Origin of the sequence: Corynebacterium sp. Marseille-P8863, assembly GCF_946902955.1 — a bacterium.
In the GTDB taxonomy this organism is placed as follows: Bacteria; Actinomycetota; Actinomycetes; order Mycobacteriales; family Mycobacteriaceae; genus Corynebacterium; species Corynebacterium gottingense.
Map to the genome: position 1 here is coordinate 49685 of NZ_CAMPQC010000008.1, position 14262 is coordinate 63946.

Genomic DNA, 14262 nt, shown 5'->3' on the forward strand with positions numbered 1-14262 from the left:
CTACGATGAGCAGCATGGTGTATCTGGATCACGCAGCAACAACCCCCATGCGGCAAGTGGCTATCGACGCCTGGGTGGAACACGCACACGCCGTCAACCCAGGCGGGCAATACGGCTCCGGCCGCGCGGCGAACGCTGTCCTCGCGCAGGCGCGCGAGGACATCGCTGAGCTGCTTGGTGCGGACCCGGTCGAAGTGGTGTTCACCGGTTCCGGCACCGAGGCGGACAATATCGCGGTGCGCGGCCTTTACCGTGCCCGGACGAAGCAGGGGGCGCCGCGCCGGGTCGTCGCGAGCACGATCGAGCACTCCGCGGTCCTGGAGACGGTCAAGTCTCTGGCACAGACCGAAGGGGCGGAGGTGGCGTGGCTGGAGCCAGACCGGGGTGGCCACGTCCGCGAACTTTCGGCGCTCGATGATCCCGCCGCGGTGGCGACGCTCATGTGGGCAAACAACGAGACTGGCGCGATCCAGCCGGTCCGTGAGGCCGCCGAGCGTGCGAACGCCGCCGGCACGCCGTTGCACGTCGACGCGGTGCAGGCGGTGGGCAAGGTCGAGGTGGACTTCCACGCGTCCGGTGCGACGACGCTGGCCGCCAGCGCACACAAGTTCGGCGGACCTCGCGGCTCCGGCATCCTGCTGGCCAAGCGTTCCCCGGTCCCTCTGCCGGTGGTGCTCGGCGGCGGCCAGGAGCGAGGGCTGCGCCCCGGCACCGTCGACGTCGCCGCGGCGGCGGCCACCGCGGCTGCCTTGCGCGAAGCGCTGGACGAGCGCAAGGCGGAGAACGCGCGGATCGCGGGCCTGCGCGACCGGCTCATCGAGCGTGTCGTCGCCGCGGTCCCGGGGACGAAGGTGACCGCGACCGAACCCCGCCTGGCCGGCCACGCGCACCTGCTCTTCCCGGGGGCGGAGGCGGAGTCCATGCTCATGCTGCTGGACTCGCTCGGCGTCGAGGCGTCGGCGGGCTCGGCCTGCTCGGCAGGCGTGCATCGAGTCTCGCACGTGCTCGAGGCCATGGGGGTGGACGCTCGCGATGGCATGGGCGCGCTGCGCCTCACGCTGGGGCGAACCACCACCGAGGAGGACATCGATACATTCGTGGCCCACATCGCCGAGGTTATCGAGCGCGCCCGCGCGGCTGGCTCGCTGTAAGGGACGGGCGCTTGTCGACGCCTCTTTTGCTCCCAAACTTTCCGCCTCCAATGGTGTGTCTCGTGTGAAAGTTGTGAATTGAGTGCGCTAGAGTGCCGGGTATGCACGCACCCTGGACGCTTTCCCCCGCGCGCGCCTCGCGCCCGCACGCCCTGCTCAGCCACCCCAAAGCCCTCATTGCCGCGGTGGTCTCCGCCGCGATGGTGTTCACCTTGCTCGTCGTGAGCCCGTTCGGTCAGAAGACCGCGGACGCGCAGTCGCTACCCGGCTTGATCTCCGGCGTCGACGTTGCCGGCCACCAGCACCCGGGCGGTGGCCCGATTGATTGGAAGACCGTTTCTGGCCCGGGCGGTCAGAAGTTCGCGTTTATCAAGGCCACCGAGGGCGTCGGATTCAAAAATGACTTCTACGACCAGGACGCCCAGGCCGCCGCGGACGCGGGCATGCAGGCCGGCGCGTACCACTACGCGCGCCCCGCCGAGGACGCGCTGGCGCAGGCCCGCTACTTCGCCGACGTCATCAACGCGGGCCCCAAGACAGACCTGCCGCCGGTGCTGGACCTGGAGGTCGACGAGGGGCTCGGCCCGGTCCAGCTCGCAGCCTGGACCCAGCTCTTCCTGGGCGAGGTTGAAGCGCGCACCGGCCGCAAGCCCATCGTGTACACCTACCGCTACTTCTGGTACGAGCACATGAACAACACCAATGCGTTCACCAGCTACCCGCTCTGGCTGGCCGCGTACCAGAACCAGCCCCCGGCCCCGGTTGGTGGCTGGCGCACGCTGAGCTTCTGGCAGCGCTCCGATGCCGGCCGCGTTGCCGGCATCAACACCCCGGTGGACATGAACCTGTTCAACGGCACCGGCGCCCAGTACAACGCGTTCGCGGCCGGCAACCTGGACGCAGCCGGCGGCCTACTCGAGCAGTTCCAGGCACCCGACTCCGGCGAGCTGCAGGTCCTGGAGCAGGACAACACCGCCCTGGTCGTCGCGATCCTCGCGCTGGCGGGCGGCGCCCTCGGCATCGCCGGGCTCGCCGAGGCCGCCGACCAGGCAGGCTTCGACGACGAGGACGCGCGCAACATCGCTGACCTGGTGGCCAAGCTCGCCGCCAACGGCGAGCTGCCGGTCGATGACCTGCGCAGCATGATGATCGGCGACTACCAGGTCGGCGACCTGCTCATCCTGTTGGATAACGCCACCAAGTAGCCCCGGGAGTTCCTCACTCGCCGGCAGGGGGTGTCGGCTCGGGGTCGTGGCGCGGAGTCGTCGCTAAGCTCCGTGCCCACTGCTCGCCCTTGAACTGCGCCGGCACCGCGCCCTTGAGCAGGTTGCGCGTGAGCTGCGGGCTCGCCTCGATGGGGGTGTTGGCGCCGATGAGCACGATATTGCCGTAGCGCCGCCCCTTGAGCATCGGCGGGTCCGCGATCGCCGCAACGTGCGGGAACACCTCGAACATACCGGCCAGCTCCTCCTTGGCCTCCTTGAGATCCGCGCGCGAGCCACAGTTGGCCACGTAGACGCCGGTTTCGCTTATCGACGCCCACACGTTCCCATAAAACTCCACCGTCGTCAGCTCCCGCGGAGTCACGGCGTTGGCGAACACGTCGCGGATGATGACGTCCCGGGTCGCCGGCTTGAACGAGTCGGTGACCTCGCGCGCATCGCCCACCCGGATCTTCACGGCGGGGGCGCGGGGGACGTCGAACAGCTCGCGCGCGAGCTCGGCGAGCCTGCCGTCGATTTCCACGACGGTGTTGCGCGAACCCGGCCACGCATCCGCGAAGTACCGCGGCAGCGAGCAGGCCGCGCCGCCCAAATGCGTCAGGCGAGGCTTGGGCCAGCGGGCCTGGTCGCTCACGCCACGGTGCTGGACCGAGTCCAGGAAGTCCGCGATCCAGCGCATGTACTCAAAATCCAGGCGCTGCGGCTCGCCAGGCACGATGTGCGAGCTGGGGACCCCGTTGACCAGGAGCACCATCGACCCGTCCGGCTCGTGGTGGACCTCGGCCTCGCCGGTGTCGATCTGGTACGTCTCCTGTTTCGCAGCCATGCCTGGCAGGGTACCTTGCAGCCCCTGGGACTTAAGCGTTCACGTCGACGCGGCGCAGGTACACCGTTGACGCGAGCCACCCAGCCGCGGCGAGTACCGCGGCAGAGAGGGAGATGCTGGCGACCGTGTGCAGGTCGAGCGCGTTGGCGTCCGCGACCGCGGAGCTGCCCATCCACAGCGCCTTGGACAATCCGACGGGCGGGAGCACGAACTGCATCTCGTGTGCCCCGGCAGCGATCGACCCGAAGGAAATGACGCCAGTGACCGCGCCGAGCGCGATCGGCATGGCGAAGTTTCGGATGACCATGGATAAAAAGCTTTGCCACGCGGCGACCGCCACCGCGGGAAGCACCGCAATGAGCGACGACGCGAGCAGCGCCCACGGCGGCAGGCCGCTGAGTCCGCTCATCCACCCGCCGGCAAGACTGCAGACGATGAAGATGAGCTGCATGACCAGCGTGAGGGTGGCGATCGCCCCCAATTTGGCGGCGGCGATGGCGCCCGCGGACCGAGACGAGGTGAGCAGCGTGTGCCAGTTGCCGCCGCGGTGCTCGACGCGCCAGGCCGCTGCGGCGATGATGGCAATGCCCACCACCATAAACAGCATGCCGTAGAACAGGGTGGCTTGCGACCAGTAGCTTTGCCACCCCGCGCTCAGTGTTTCGGAGTGTGCAGCGTTGTTGGCCACGCCGAACGCGACCGCGATGAGAGGGACACCGCACAGCACCGCAGCAATGTGGGTGCGACGGAGCTTAGCAAGGTCATTGAAGAGCAGGTCCATGGCTAGATCTCCTTCCTGTTGAGGTGCCGTGTTGCCACGGCGAAGGCGGCGGCGAGGCAGATGACGTAGGCGGCCCACAACACCCAATGGGGTTGGGTGAGGGCGATTCCGTCGTCGGCAAAGGTGTAGGGAAGTACCACCGCGAAGTAGCCGAACGGGTTGAACGCAGCGAGCCAGGCGGGGGAGAGCAGCGAAGCAATCCCGAGGAAACCGCCCACTACCCCCAAGGTGAGTACGCCGATCTGGGAATCCGTCACGGCGGCGAGGACGAGCATGATGCACGTGATAGCAAGGCTGGTCACCACCGCAGCGGCACCGTACGCCACCCACGCGGTTGCGACCGAACCCGCGGGGAGCGGCGCTCCCATGGCAGCGGGCACGGCGGCGCTTGCGCCGACCTCCACAAGTTTCAGCGCGACGACCAGGGGTGCGACGACGTGAAGCTTGCGGCGCAAAAGCGTGCCCTGCCGGATGCCGGCTACGGCGTTGAGCAGCCACCCGCCGTTGGCGTGCTCGTTATCCACGGTGCGGCTGGCAATGATCGCGGCCTGCAGGGGTGTAAGGAATGCGAGCGCGATCGCGACACCGATGAGGTGGCTGGCCCAGGAGTCGTGCGGGTCGGAGGTGAATTGCTCGATCTGGTCGCCGCCAAATATGTACATGCACGCGATCAGTACGATCCCGAGCGAGAGCGCCCCGCCCAGCAGGAGGACATGCGTGCGGCGCAGTTTTAACAGTTCGACGCTCATGCGCTGAGCCCCTCTCGTCCCGTCATGCCAATGAAGATCTCTTCGAGGCTGCGGCGTTTGCGCACGACCTGGTGGATCGGCACGCCATGGCTGACAAGCTGCGCGCACGCGGCGGCGACGTCGTCGTCGGCAAGCCCGGCCAGTTCTATTCCGCCCGTCACGGTGCGGGGGCGCGATGCCCGCAGGACCTCCGCGGCGACGTCGCCTGCTGGGGTTTGGATGAAGAGGTCGGGGAGGTGGGCGTCGAAAAGCTGCTGCTGCGAGCCCTGAAAGACGAGCTTGCCCTGGTTGATGATGCTCAGGCTGGTGGCCATCTTTTCAATCTCGGAGAGGAGGTGGCTCGAGACTAAGACGGTGCGGCCCTCGTCGCGTGCGAGGCTGATGATGAGCTCGCGGATCTCCTCGATGCCGGCCGGGTCGAGGCCGTTCGTGGGCTCGTCCAGAATGAGTAGCTGCGGGTCGCGCACAAGCGCGATGGCGATCCCGAGGCGCTGCTTCATTCCGAGTGAATAGTGCTTGACCTGCTTGTCCATGTGCTGTTCAAGGCGCACGAGTCGTACCGCGCGCTGCGCGTTGGCGGGGTCGGCCTTAAACAGTCGGGTGACAATACGCATGTTCTCGGCGCCGGTGAGGTGCGGGTACGCGGCAGGCGACTCGATGAGCGAACCAATACCGGTGAGTACCTCGCCGCGGGTCCCGCGCGTCATCGGCCGGCCCAGCACGGTGATCTCGCCGGAGGTGGGGGTGGTCAAGCCGAGCAGCATTTTCATCGTGGTCGACTTGCCCGAGCCGTTCGGTCCCAGCAGGCCATGTACCGCGCCCTGGGGCACTTCGAGATCGAGCTTATCGACGACTGCGTGTTTCCCGTAGGTCTTCGTCAGACCCTTCGTTGCAATGATTGGTGTGTCCATGGTGTCCACTCTTGCCGCGCGGAGCTGCGAAAACATCGGAGCGGGGTACCATCTTTCTGGTCATACCCGGGGATGAGCGCACCTTAGGGAGCGAGCAGGTCAGCGCGGCTGACCAGGCCGGTGCGGTAGGCAAACAGCGCCGCGTGCACGCGGTCGCGCGACTGCGTCTTGGACAGGATCCGGCCGACGTGGGTCTTCACCGTCGGCATGGAAATGAACATGCGCTCGGCGATCTCCGCATTCGACCAGCCGCGGCCGATCGCGACGAGGACCTCGCGCTCGCGAGCAGTGAGCTCGTCGAGCGCCACGCGATCCCCGTCCGATAGCGGCGGGGTGTCGTGGTGCTCGGCTGGAGATGGGCGCTGGGAGAATCGCGCGAGGATGCGTTTGGTGGCTCGCGGGGAGATGACGGCGTCGCCGGCGGCCACGGTGCGGATGGCGTCGAGCAGCACCTCGGGCTGCGCATCCTTGAGCAGGAAGCCGCTCGCGCCAGCGGAAAGCGCGTTGACCACGTAGTCTTCGTCGTCGAACGTGGTCAAGATGACCACCTTCGTCGCCGGGAACCGGCGGGCGACCTCAGCGGTGGCGGCGATGCCGTCGAGGACCGGCATCTGCACGTCCATAAGTATCAGGTCGACCGGGCGCGCCTCGCGCTGCTCGAGGGCCTCGGCGCCGTTGGCGGCAAGCCACTGCACCGACATGTCCGGTTGTGAATCGATAACGCGGCGAATTCCGTGGAGGAAGAGCGCCTGGTCGTCGACGATGCCGACGTGAATTGTGCTCATGCCTGTTCCTTCGGGTGAGGGTCAGCGTAGGGGACGCGCAGCTCAGTCACCCACTGCTGCGCTCCAATGTTGGAGTGCGCGGGGCCGGTGTGCACGGTGGCGTCGATAAGCGAAGCTCGCTCGCGCATCCCCCGCAAACCGTGACCGTCCGAGGGGCCGGACGGCGGGGCTGCGATGATGTTGACCACATCGATCACCACCAGCTCGTCCTGCCACGTCACGTCGAGCGATGCCCGGCCGTCGCCGTGCTTGAGCGCATTCGTAAGCGCCTCCTGGACCATGCGCCGGGTCGCGATCGCCGTGGCCAGCGGCAGTTGCTCAGGCGGGGTGCCCGCCTCCGTGTAGTCCACGTCCAGGCCGCCGAGTCGGCTCGTGCGCACCAACTCGTCCAGGTCAAGCGAGTGGGGTGACGGCGCGACCGGCCGCGTTTCTGGCGCGCGGAGTAGCTTGACCACTTCGCGCATCTGGGTGAGCGACTCCCGGCCGACCTCGCCGATCGTTCGCAGCGCGTCGTCCTTGGCCGCGAGCGCGGAATCGCCGTCCCCGCAATAGCGGCCGCCGTCGGCCTGCGCGACCATCACGGCCAGCGAGTGGGTGACCACGTCGTGGATCTCGCGAGCGAGGAAGGCGCGCTCCTCCGACATGGCGTGCTCGAGTGCTATCCGTTGCTGCTGCAGCGCCTGCTCCAGTTCGCGGGCCGCGGTCTCCTCCGCGCGTCTGCGGAGCTCGCCGAAAAGCCCAGCTGCGACGAGGAGCGTGGCGCTCCACGCCAGGTAGGGGAGGCGCTCGTCGAGAGGCATGCTCCGCAGCACGGGCGAGACCAGGGAGTGCGCGAGGAGATCGCCCACGACCAGCGCTGTGGCGGCGACGTCGCGAAGCACGGGGCGCAGGTTGCGACGAGAAATATACGCGGTGAAGACCGCCACGACGATCTCGGCGATGGTGAGCTCCGTGCCGCAGGCGCGGATACCCAACAGTACAAACGCGGTGAGCGCCGTCGCGGCCGGCCACCGCCACCGCGTGAATGGCGCAGCGACCGTCCACACGACGAGTATGGCGGTTGCCCAGACGGGTTGCGAGGCACTGAAGGCACCGAGCGCAGCACACGCAGCTAGCGCTACGGCAATGACAACGTCTCGCACACGAACCGGCGACGGGGGAGTTGTGCGTGGCATACCCTCAACCTAGCCAACGCGCGCAGCTGAATCGTCATGCCACGGTATGACCCTCCGGCCCGTTGAGGGCCCAGCGCCGACGGGTTTTCCCCTGCTCCTGTTGACGGGTACACTTCCGCCACATGCGAGTATTAGCAGCGATGAGCGGGGGCGTGGACAGCTCGGTGGCGGCTGCGCGCCTGGTTGAACAGGGCCACGACGTCATCGGCGTCCACCTCGCGCTGTCCAAGGACGCGCAGCAGACCCGCGAGTCGGCCCGCGGCTGCTGCTCGCTCGAGGATTCCGCAGACGCGCGCCGCGTGTGCGACAAGCTGGGCATCCCGTTTTACGTGTGGGACTTCTCGGACCGTTTCAAAGAGGACGTGATTGACAACTTCGTCTGGTCCTACGAGCACGGCGAGACCCCCAACCCCTGCCTGCGCTGTAACGAGAAGATCAAGTTCGCGGCGCTGCTCGAGCGCGCGGTCACCCTCGGCTTCGACGCGGTGGCCACCGGCCACTACGCCATTGTGGATGCGGAGGGCAATTTACGACGTAGCGCTGATCCTCACAAGGACCAGTCCTACGTCCTGGGCGTGCTCACCCGCGATGAGCTGGACCGCTGCCTGTTCCCAGTCGGCGATACGGAGAAGCCGCAGATCCGCGAGGAGGCCGCGGCCTACGGGTTCTCCACGGCGAACAAGCCGGATTCCTACGACATCTGCTTCATCCCGGATGGCAACACGCAGGCGTTTCTCGGTCGCTCGATCGGCATGCGCCCCGGGCTGATCAAGGACCAGGACGGCACCGAGCTGAAAGAGCACGACGGCGCGTTCCAGTACACGATCGGCCAGCGCCGCGGGCTGAACCTGCGCGTGCCCGCCGCCGACGGCAAGCCGCGATACGTCACCGACGTGGACGCCGAGACCGGCACCGTGACGGTGGGCCCGCGCGAGGCGCTGAAGATCAACCAAATCACCGCGGACCGGCTGAAGGTGCTCCATAGCGCGATGGGGCAGGCGACCCCGGATGCGCCGCTGGAGGCGAATGTGCAGATTCGGGCGCACGGTGGCGTCGTCAAGTGCTCGGCGCTCATTGACGTGGAAGCGGACACGATGGCCCTCGACCTGGACATCCCGCTCGAGGGCGTGGCGCGCGGTCAGGCCGCGGTGCTCTACCTGCCTGACCCGGACGGGCTGGGCGATGTGGTGCTCGGCTCGGGCACGATCTGCGCGACGGCGTAGGGGAGCTGCGATGACCGCCTTTGGACTCGGTCCCATGCCCGGCACGGACCTGGCGCAGGCCGCCGACGTGGTGCTTTCGGAAACGGCTCTGCCGCACATCCCGCAGCTGCCGGAGCGCGGCGTGGGCTCGGACGCGATCGGCCGCACGGCTGCGCTGCTGGAGATCCCAATTGGTCGCGGTCCGCGCGGTTGGCGCGTCGCCGCCCGCAAGCGCGGTGATGCCGACCGCATGGCCCGCGACCTTGACGTGCTCGAGGAGGCCTGGCACGGCAAGGTTGACACCGTCAAGGCGCAGCTGGTCGGGCCGTTTACGCTTGCCGCCGAGGTCGAGATGCCCAACGGACATCGCATGATCTCGGACCCCGGGGCGCTGCGCGACCTCACGGATGCGCTGATTGAAGCGTGCGGCGAGCACCGCCGCGATGTCGCAGCCCGCTTCGGCGACGTCGTACTACAGCTCGACGAGCCACTCCTGCCCGAGGTCACCGCCGGTACGCTTCGCGGCACCACGGACTACGAGATGATCCGGGCCGTCCCTGAGCCGCAGGAAACCTTGCAGCGTTTCGGGGAGCACCTACTGCACACACCAAAGCTTGTCGACGCCACCCCGTGGATCACCGTCGACCCGCGCACCTGTGACAAGGACGCGCTGGCCAAGCTGCTGGACCAGGGGACTCGCATCGCGATTCCGACCATGGCACCGCGCGAGCTCTACCGTGTCTTCGATGAACTGCAGATCGACCCGGCGCAGACCCGCCTTGACGTCTACGCCGAGCCCACAGCGACGTTGGTGGGCACCGGCGCGAACTATCGCGCGGCCCGCGAGATGGCCGAAGAGCTGAGTATGGAGGTATGAGCGAGACGCTGCACTGGAGCAAGAAAAGCCACGACTACGCGACCGGCGTCACCTTTGGCGCGATGTTCTTTGTCGTCTTCGGTCTGGTGTTGGACGACCTTATTTTGGGTACCGCCCTCGGTGTGCTGTGGTTCGTTGCGTTTTCGGGATTCACGGAAAAACGCGAAGCTCACTTCGATGGGGAAACGCTTCGACTGGTAGAAGACGGTGTAACCACAGAGGTGCCGGCAGAAGGTATCAAGTCTGTGGACCTAGCCGACGGTGATTTTGTGGTACAGACGAAGGCCGGGGAGACACGCGTCTTGGAGTCTGATGACGATGGGCTACGTGAGTTCGTCGACAAGCTGCGCGCGGAGCTTTAGCCCACCATCGGCCAACCCATGCTCACGTTGGACGCGTCGCGCCCGCGTGATTCCAGCCACTTCTTCAGGTCGGTCTGGATGCGGTAGTTCTCCACCGCCTGGTACTCCATGAGGTCATCGGTGTCCATCTCTGCGAGTTCCGGCCAGACCTTGCGCACCTGCTTCCAAGCGATACGCGCCGCCGCCATCGCGTCCGAGGTCGCTTCGTGCGCGTTGTCCAGGCGCACCCCGTAGTGCTCGCACAGCGCGCCGAGGTTGCGCTTGCCCTTGCGATAGCGGTCACGCGCCCTGTCGATGAGCAGCGGGTCAAACACAGGGCCGGTCACGGTGAAGTCGCCGGTGAGCGCGCGCAGCACACTCAAGTCGTACGGTGCGTTGAACACGATGAGCGTGAGTCCGTCGTCCCAGGCCTGCTTGATAGCGTCGACGGTCTCGCGCAGGACTTCGTCGTGGGGGCGGCCCTCGGCGCGCGCCTTTTCCGTGCTGATCCCGTGGACTGCGGCAGCAGCCTCGGGGATTTCCACGCCAGGATCTGCCAGGGTCTCGTTGGCGGTGACCTCGCGGCCGTCGATACGCACGAGGGCTGAGGTGACAATGCGAGCCTCGAGCGGGTTTACGGAGGTGGTTTCGAGGTCGAAGGAGAGCATGCGGGACGCGTCAAAAGCGGCGGGTGCGGAAGCCATGCCCGTCATTGTATCCGCGCCCCCAACACAGGATGGGTTTCCGTTCGAACGCGCGGGAGTCGTTGCGGTGAATGGAAGTATTGAACCGAGCTGTCTAGTAGCGAATAGTTGACTCACATCACCCCGATCCATCCCGACGAAAGGTGGCCCACCGTGGCACGACTCACCGACTGGCAGCAGCAGATCCTCGGCGCGAAGCGCGTCGACCTCACCCACGAGGTTCACTCCGGCATCCCGCGCTTCGCAGCATTCGAGCCGATGCAGGAGCGCGACGTCCGCACCATCGAAAAGGACCGCTTCTGGGCCAAGGAGTACACCTTCGCCACACCCTACGGCACCCACGTCGACGCGCCCGGCCACTTCGCAGCGGGCAAGCGGCTCATCTCCGGCATCGGCGTCGATGAGCTGATTCTGCCGCTCAACGTGCTGCACCTGGAGGACAAGGTAGCGGCTGACCCGGACTACGCCGTGACCGCCGACGACATCGCCGCATTCGAGGCCGAGCACGGCACGATCGAGCCCGGCAGCTTCGTCGCCTTCTCCAGCGGCTGGTCCACGCGCTGGGAGGACCCCGACGCGTTTGTGAACCTGGACGAAGACGGGGTGCAGCACACCCCCGGCTGGTCGCTCGAGGCGCTGCATGTGCTTATTGACGATCGCCGAGTTGCAGCCATCGGCCACGAAACCCTGGACACCGACCCCGGCGTCGCGGTGGCGGAAAGCGGCTTCCTCTACGGCGAGCTGTACGTGCTGGAGCAGGACATCTACCAGATCGAGGTGCTGAACAACCTCGCGCAGGTGCCCGCCACCGGTGCCGTGATCGTGGTCGGCCCGGCGAACATCAAGGGCGCCCCAAGCATTACCTCGCGCGTGTATGCGCTCTTCCAGGAGTAGCCAGCACGCCACAGAGTCGGCGCACCCCGGTCGGCGCCGCGGGCAACTAGAATCCAACGGCATGACTACACCTGAGCCAGACGTACCGTCGCCCGAGCGCCTCGAGGACCTGCAGCGTACGTGGAGCGAGATGGCGGACGAGGTCCGTCACCACCGTGACCTGTACTACAACGGGCAGCCCGTCATCTCCGATGCGGAGTTCGACGCCCTGTTCCGCAGGCTGCAGGAGCTCGAGGAGGAGCACCCCGAGCTTGCCGTGCCGGACTCGCCGACCAAGGAAGTCGGCGCGCCCACGGCCGCGTCCTCCGCGTTCGCGGACGTGACGCACCTGGAGCGCATGTACAGCCTGGACAACGTGTTCTCGGCAGAAGAGCTCGCTGAGTGGCTGCGCAAGACCCCCGGCCCGTACCTCACCGAGCTGAAGATCGATGGGCTGTCCATCGACCTGGTCTACCGCGACGGCGTCCTCGAGCGTGCCGCCACCCGCGGCGACGGCACCACGGGTGAGGACATCACTGCCAACGCCCGCGTCATCGAAGACATCCCGCACGAGCTTGCCGGCGACGCCCCCGCGCTGCTGGAGGTCCGCGGCGAGGTGTTCATCCGCCCCGAGGACTTCCCAGAGCTCAACGAGCAGCGCATCAAGGAGGGCGGCAAGCCCTTTGCCAACCCGCGCAACACCGCGGCCGGCGGCCTGCGCCAGAAACACCCGGACGATGTGAAGAAGCGCAAGCTGCACATGATCTGCCACGGCATCGGCGCCCGCGACGGCTTCGCACCGGAGACGCAGCACGATGCCTACCTCAAGCTCGCTGAGTGGGGCCTGCCGGTTTCCGAGTACACCAAGCGGGCCGAGACGGCCAAGGACGTCCAGGACGCGGTCAAGTACTGGGCGGACCACCGCCACGACGCCATCCACGAGATGGACGGTCTGGTGATCAAGGTCGATAGCGTCGCTCAGCAGCGCCAGCTCGGCTCCACCTCCCGCGCGCCGCGCTGGGCCATCGCGTACAAGTACCCGCCCGAAGAAGTCACCACCACGCTCAAGGACATCCAGGTCTCGGTCGGCCGTACCGGGCGCGCGACCCCGTACGCGGTCCTCGAGCCGGTCTTCGTCTCCGGGTCCACGGTGTCTATGGCCACCCTGCACAACCAGCACGAGGTCAAGCGCAAGGGAGTGCTCATCGGCGACACGGTCGTAGTGCGTAAGGCCGGCGAGATCATCCCCGAGGTGCTCGGGCCGGTCGCGGATCTTCGCGACGGCTCAGAGCGCGAGTTTGTCTACCCCCAGGACTGCCCGGTATGCGGCACGAAACTCGCCCCGGCGAAGGAGGGCGACGCGGATTGGCGCTGCCCGAATACCCGCTCGTGCCCGGCGCAGCTGTCGGCACGCCTGGAGTACCTCGCCTCGCGCGGCGCATTCGACATCGAGGCGCTCGGCGAGAAGGGCGCCCAGGACCTCATCGCCTCGGGCGTGCTCATCGACGAAGCCGCGCTCTTCGACCTCACCGAAGAAGACCTGAAGAAGTCCAACGCCTACACGCGCAAGGACGGCCAGGTCAACGCCGCCGGCAAGAAACTGCTGGCCAACCTCGAAACCGCCAAGCAGGTCGACTTCTGGCGCGTGCTCGTCGCCCTGTCCATCCGCCACGTCGGCCCCACCGCCGCCCGCGCGCTCGCCGCCCGCTACAAGAGCATGCAAGCGCTTCTCGACGCCCCTTTGTCCGACCTTGCCGAAACCGATGGCGTCGGGCAGATCATCGCCGAATCCTTCAAGGACTGGTTCACCGTGGACTGGCACCAGGCCATCGTGGACTCCTGGACGAAAGCCGGGGTACGCATGGAAGACGACCACGACGCCGACGCCACCCCGCACACCCTCGAGGGCCTCACCGTCGTCGTCACCGGCACCCTCGAAGGCTTTAGCCGAGACTCCGCCAAGGAAGCGATCCTCACCCGTGGCGGCAAGGCGTCGGGCTCGGTGTCCAAGAAGACCGACTTTGTCGTAGTCGGGGAGAACGCCGGGTCCAAGGAACAAAAAGCCCGCGACCTGGGCCGCCCGATCCTCAACGAGGAGCAGTTCGTCACCCTGCTGGAGGAAGGGCCGGACGCCCTGTCACGCTAGTGTGCCTCCGCGGCAATGATGATTGCCATCAGCGGCACGACGCGCGCCGGGCGAATGGCAAACGCGCCGGCCTCCTTGGCAACCCACCCCGCGGACTGCAGTGCGTTGAGGTGGTGGTAGGCCGTCCCTGTTGAGGTGACCACCTCGGCGGCGACCAGGTCGGCCGGGGTCGCGGGGCCGGAAAGCAGGTGCCGCAGAATCTCGGCGCGCACGGGGTGGGCGAGCGCGGCCAGGCGCTCGATCTGTTCCTGCCAGGCGTGCTCGGTCACCGCCTCCGTCGGCCGGGTCCACTGGTAGTCGTAGGTGCCGCTGCGGGTGGTGACCGAGCCGCCGAACGCGACCGCGCCGTCGTCGCAGCCTTCCAATGCGCGCAACGCGGCGGGGAGGTCGGGAAGGTCGGTGCCGTGCGGGACCGCGGTGGGCGCTGCCGACGCACCGGAGCGCGCGGCTTCGAGCGCCGCGACGCGCGCCTCGAGGGCGTCCAGGCGCGCGTCGGTGGAGAAATCAGCAGATGTCAT

General features: G+C 67.3%; 15 protein-coding genes. 7 read left to right on the top strand and 8 right to left on the bottom strand.

Translation table 11 applies throughout. The features are described 5' to 3' along the window. Window positions 1–14: 14 nt before the first annotated feature. Together OVO38_RS07375 and OVO38_RS07380 are read left to right on the top strand one after the other, a co-directional pair. Window positions 15–1151, top strand: a complete 1137-nt coding sequence (locus OVO38_RS07375) for a cysteine desulfurase family protein (protein ID WP_267208113.1) — start codon at window positions 15–17, stop codon at window positions 1149–1151. A 101-nt stretch (window positions 1152–1252) separates the two neighbouring features. Further along, window positions 1253–2356, top strand: coding sequence for a glycoside hydrolase family 25 protein (locus tag OVO38_RS07380; protein WP_267208114.1), 1104 nt, complete (start codon window positions 1253–1255; stop codon window positions 2354–2356). Between the two features lie 13 nt (window positions 2357–2369). Here the strand turns inward: OVO38_RS07380 and OVO38_RS07385 are convergent, their stop codons facing one another. From OVO38_RS07385 to OVO38_RS07410, 6 genes are all read right to left on the bottom strand, one after another. Next, window positions 2370–3200: a spermidine synthase gene (locus tag OVO38_RS07385; RefSeq protein ID WP_267208115.1), complete on the bottom strand. Its 831-nt coding sequence runs from the start codon at window positions 3198–3200 to the stop codon at window positions 2370–2372. A 31-nt stretch (window positions 3201–3231) separates the two neighbouring features. Next, window positions 3232–3981, bottom strand: a complete 750-nt coding sequence (locus OVO38_RS07390; protein WP_267208116.1) for an ABC transporter permease — start codon at window positions 3979–3981, stop codon at window positions 3232–3234. Between the two features lie 2 nt (window positions 3982–3983). Then, complete coding sequence (locus tag OVO38_RS07395; protein WP_267208117.1) at window positions 3984–4730, bottom strand: ABC transporter permease; 747 nt, start codon at window positions 4728–4730, stop codon at window positions 3984–3986. Next, window positions 4727–5641, bottom strand: a complete 915-nt coding sequence (locus OVO38_RS07400) for an ABC transporter ATP-binding protein (RefSeq protein WP_267208118.1) — start codon at window positions 5639–5641, stop codon at window positions 4727–4729. Before OVO38_RS07400 ends, OVO38_RS07395 begins: the two co-directional genes overlap by 4 nt. 83 nt (window positions 5642–5724) lie before the next feature. Next, the gene (locus OVO38_RS07405; protein ID WP_173783208.1) at window positions 5725–6426 is read right to left on the bottom strand and encodes a response regulator; all 702 of its coding nucleotides are present in this window, start codon (window positions 6424–6426) and stop codon (window positions 5725–5727) included. Beyond that, a complete protein-coding gene (locus tag OVO38_RS07410) occupies window positions 6423–7472 on the bottom strand; it encodes a sensor histidine kinase (RefSeq protein WP_267208119.1) in 1050 nt (349 codons plus the stop codon). Before OVO38_RS07410 ends, OVO38_RS07405 begins: the two co-directional genes overlap by 4 nt. A gap of 251 nt (window positions 7473–7723) precedes the next feature. Between OVO38_RS07410 and mnmA the strand changes: the two genes are divergently transcribed. The 3 genes from mnmA to OVO38_RS07425 are packed head-to-tail and all read left to right on the top strand — an operon-like array spanning window position 7724 to window position 10042. Then, window positions 7724–8824 (top strand): tRNA 2-thiouridine(34) synthase MnmA, encoded by a 1101-nt coding sequence (gene mnmA, locus OVO38_RS07415; protein WP_239216143.1) that lies wholly within the window; start codon window positions 7724–7726, stop codon window positions 8822–8824. Between the two features lie 10 nt (window positions 8825–8834). Further along, on the top strand, window positions 8835–9680 hold the full coding sequence (locus tag OVO38_RS07420; RefSeq protein ID WP_239216145.1) for a methionine synthase: 846 nt from the start codon (window positions 8835–8837) through the stop codon (window positions 9678–9680). Next, a complete protein-coding gene (locus OVO38_RS07425) occupies window positions 9677–10042 on the top strand; it encodes a hypothetical protein (protein WP_144717055.1) in 366 nt (121 codons plus the stop codon). The genes OVO38_RS07420 and OVO38_RS07425 overlap by 4 nt, the downstream gene beginning before the upstream one ends. Here the strand turns inward: OVO38_RS07425 and OVO38_RS07430 are convergent. Then, entirely contained in the window at window positions 10039–10734 is a 696-nt protein-coding gene (locus OVO38_RS07430; protein ID WP_186439361.1) for a 3'-5' exonuclease, read from the bottom strand. The two genes, OVO38_RS07425 and OVO38_RS07430, sit on opposite strands and share 4 nt — an antisense overlap. A 144-nt stretch (window positions 10735–10878) precedes the next feature. Here OVO38_RS07430 and OVO38_RS07435 point away from each other — a divergent pair, with 144 nt between their 5' ends. Both OVO38_RS07435 and ligA read left to right on the top strand, forming a co-directional pair. After that, complete coding sequence (locus tag OVO38_RS07435) at window positions 10879–11619, top strand: cyclase family protein (protein ID WP_144717053.1); 741 nt, start codon at window positions 10879–10881, stop codon at window positions 11617–11619. Between the two features lie 61 nt (window positions 11620–11680). Further along, window positions 11681–13744, top strand: coding sequence for an NAD-dependent DNA ligase LigA (gene ligA, locus OVO38_RS07440; protein ID WP_144717052.1), 2064 nt, complete (start codon window positions 11681–11683; stop codon window positions 13742–13744). Here ligA and OVO38_RS07445 read toward each other — a convergent pair. Further along, window positions 13741–14262: a winged helix-turn-helix domain-containing protein gene (locus OVO38_RS07445; RefSeq protein WP_144717051.1), complete on the bottom strand. Its 522-nt coding sequence runs from the start codon at window positions 14260–14262 to the stop codon at window positions 13741–13743. The two genes, ligA and OVO38_RS07445, sit on opposite strands and share 4 nt — an antisense overlap.

Coding starts and splice junctions, on each gene's coding strand:
- OVO38_RS07375 (WP_267208113.1), top strand. CDS start 15: ATGGTGTATCTGGATCACGCAGCAACAACCCCCATGCGGCAAGTGGCT.
- OVO38_RS07380 (WP_267208114.1), top strand. CDS start 1,253: ATGCACGCACCCTGGACGCTTTCCCCCGCGCGCGCCTCGCGCCCGCAC.
- OVO38_RS07385 (WP_267208115.1), bottom strand. CDS start 3,200: ATGGCTGCGAAACAGGAGACGTACCAGATCGACACCGGCGAGGCCGAG.
- OVO38_RS07390 (WP_267208116.1), bottom strand. CDS start 3,981: ATGGACCTGCTCTTCAATGACCTTGCTAAGCTCCGTCGCACCCACATT.
- OVO38_RS07395 (WP_267208117.1), bottom strand. CDS start 4,730: ATGAGCGTCGAACTGTTAAAACTGCGCCGCACGCATGTCCTCCTGCTG.
- OVO38_RS07400 (WP_267208118.1), bottom strand. CDS start 5,641: ATGGACACACCAATCATTGCAACGAAGGGTCTGACGAAGACCTACGGG.
- OVO38_RS07405 (WP_173783208.1), bottom strand. CDS start 6,426: ATGAGCACAATTCACGTCGGCATCGTCGACGACCAGGCGCTCTTCCTC.
- mnmA (WP_239216143.1), top strand. CDS start 7,724: ATGCGAGTATTAGCAGCGATGAGCGGGGGCGTGGACAGCTCGGTGGCG.
- OVO38_RS07420 (WP_239216145.1), top strand. CDS start 8,835: ATGACCGCCTTTGGACTCGGTCCCATGCCCGGCACGGACCTGGCGCAG.
- OVO38_RS07425 (WP_144717055.1), top strand. CDS start 9,677: ATGAGCGAGACGCTGCACTGGAGCAAGAAAAGCCACGACTACGCGACC.
- OVO38_RS07430 (WP_186439361.1), bottom strand. CDS start 10,734: ATGACGGGCATGGCTTCCGCACCCGCCGCTTTTGACGCGTCCCGCATG.
- ligA (WP_144717052.1), top strand. CDS start 11,681: ATGACTACACCTGAGCCAGACGTACCGTCGCCCGAGCGCCTCGAGGAC.
- OVO38_RS07445 (WP_144717051.1), bottom strand. CDS start 14,262: ATGACATCTGCTGATTTCTCCACCGACGCGCGCCTGGACGCCCTCGAG.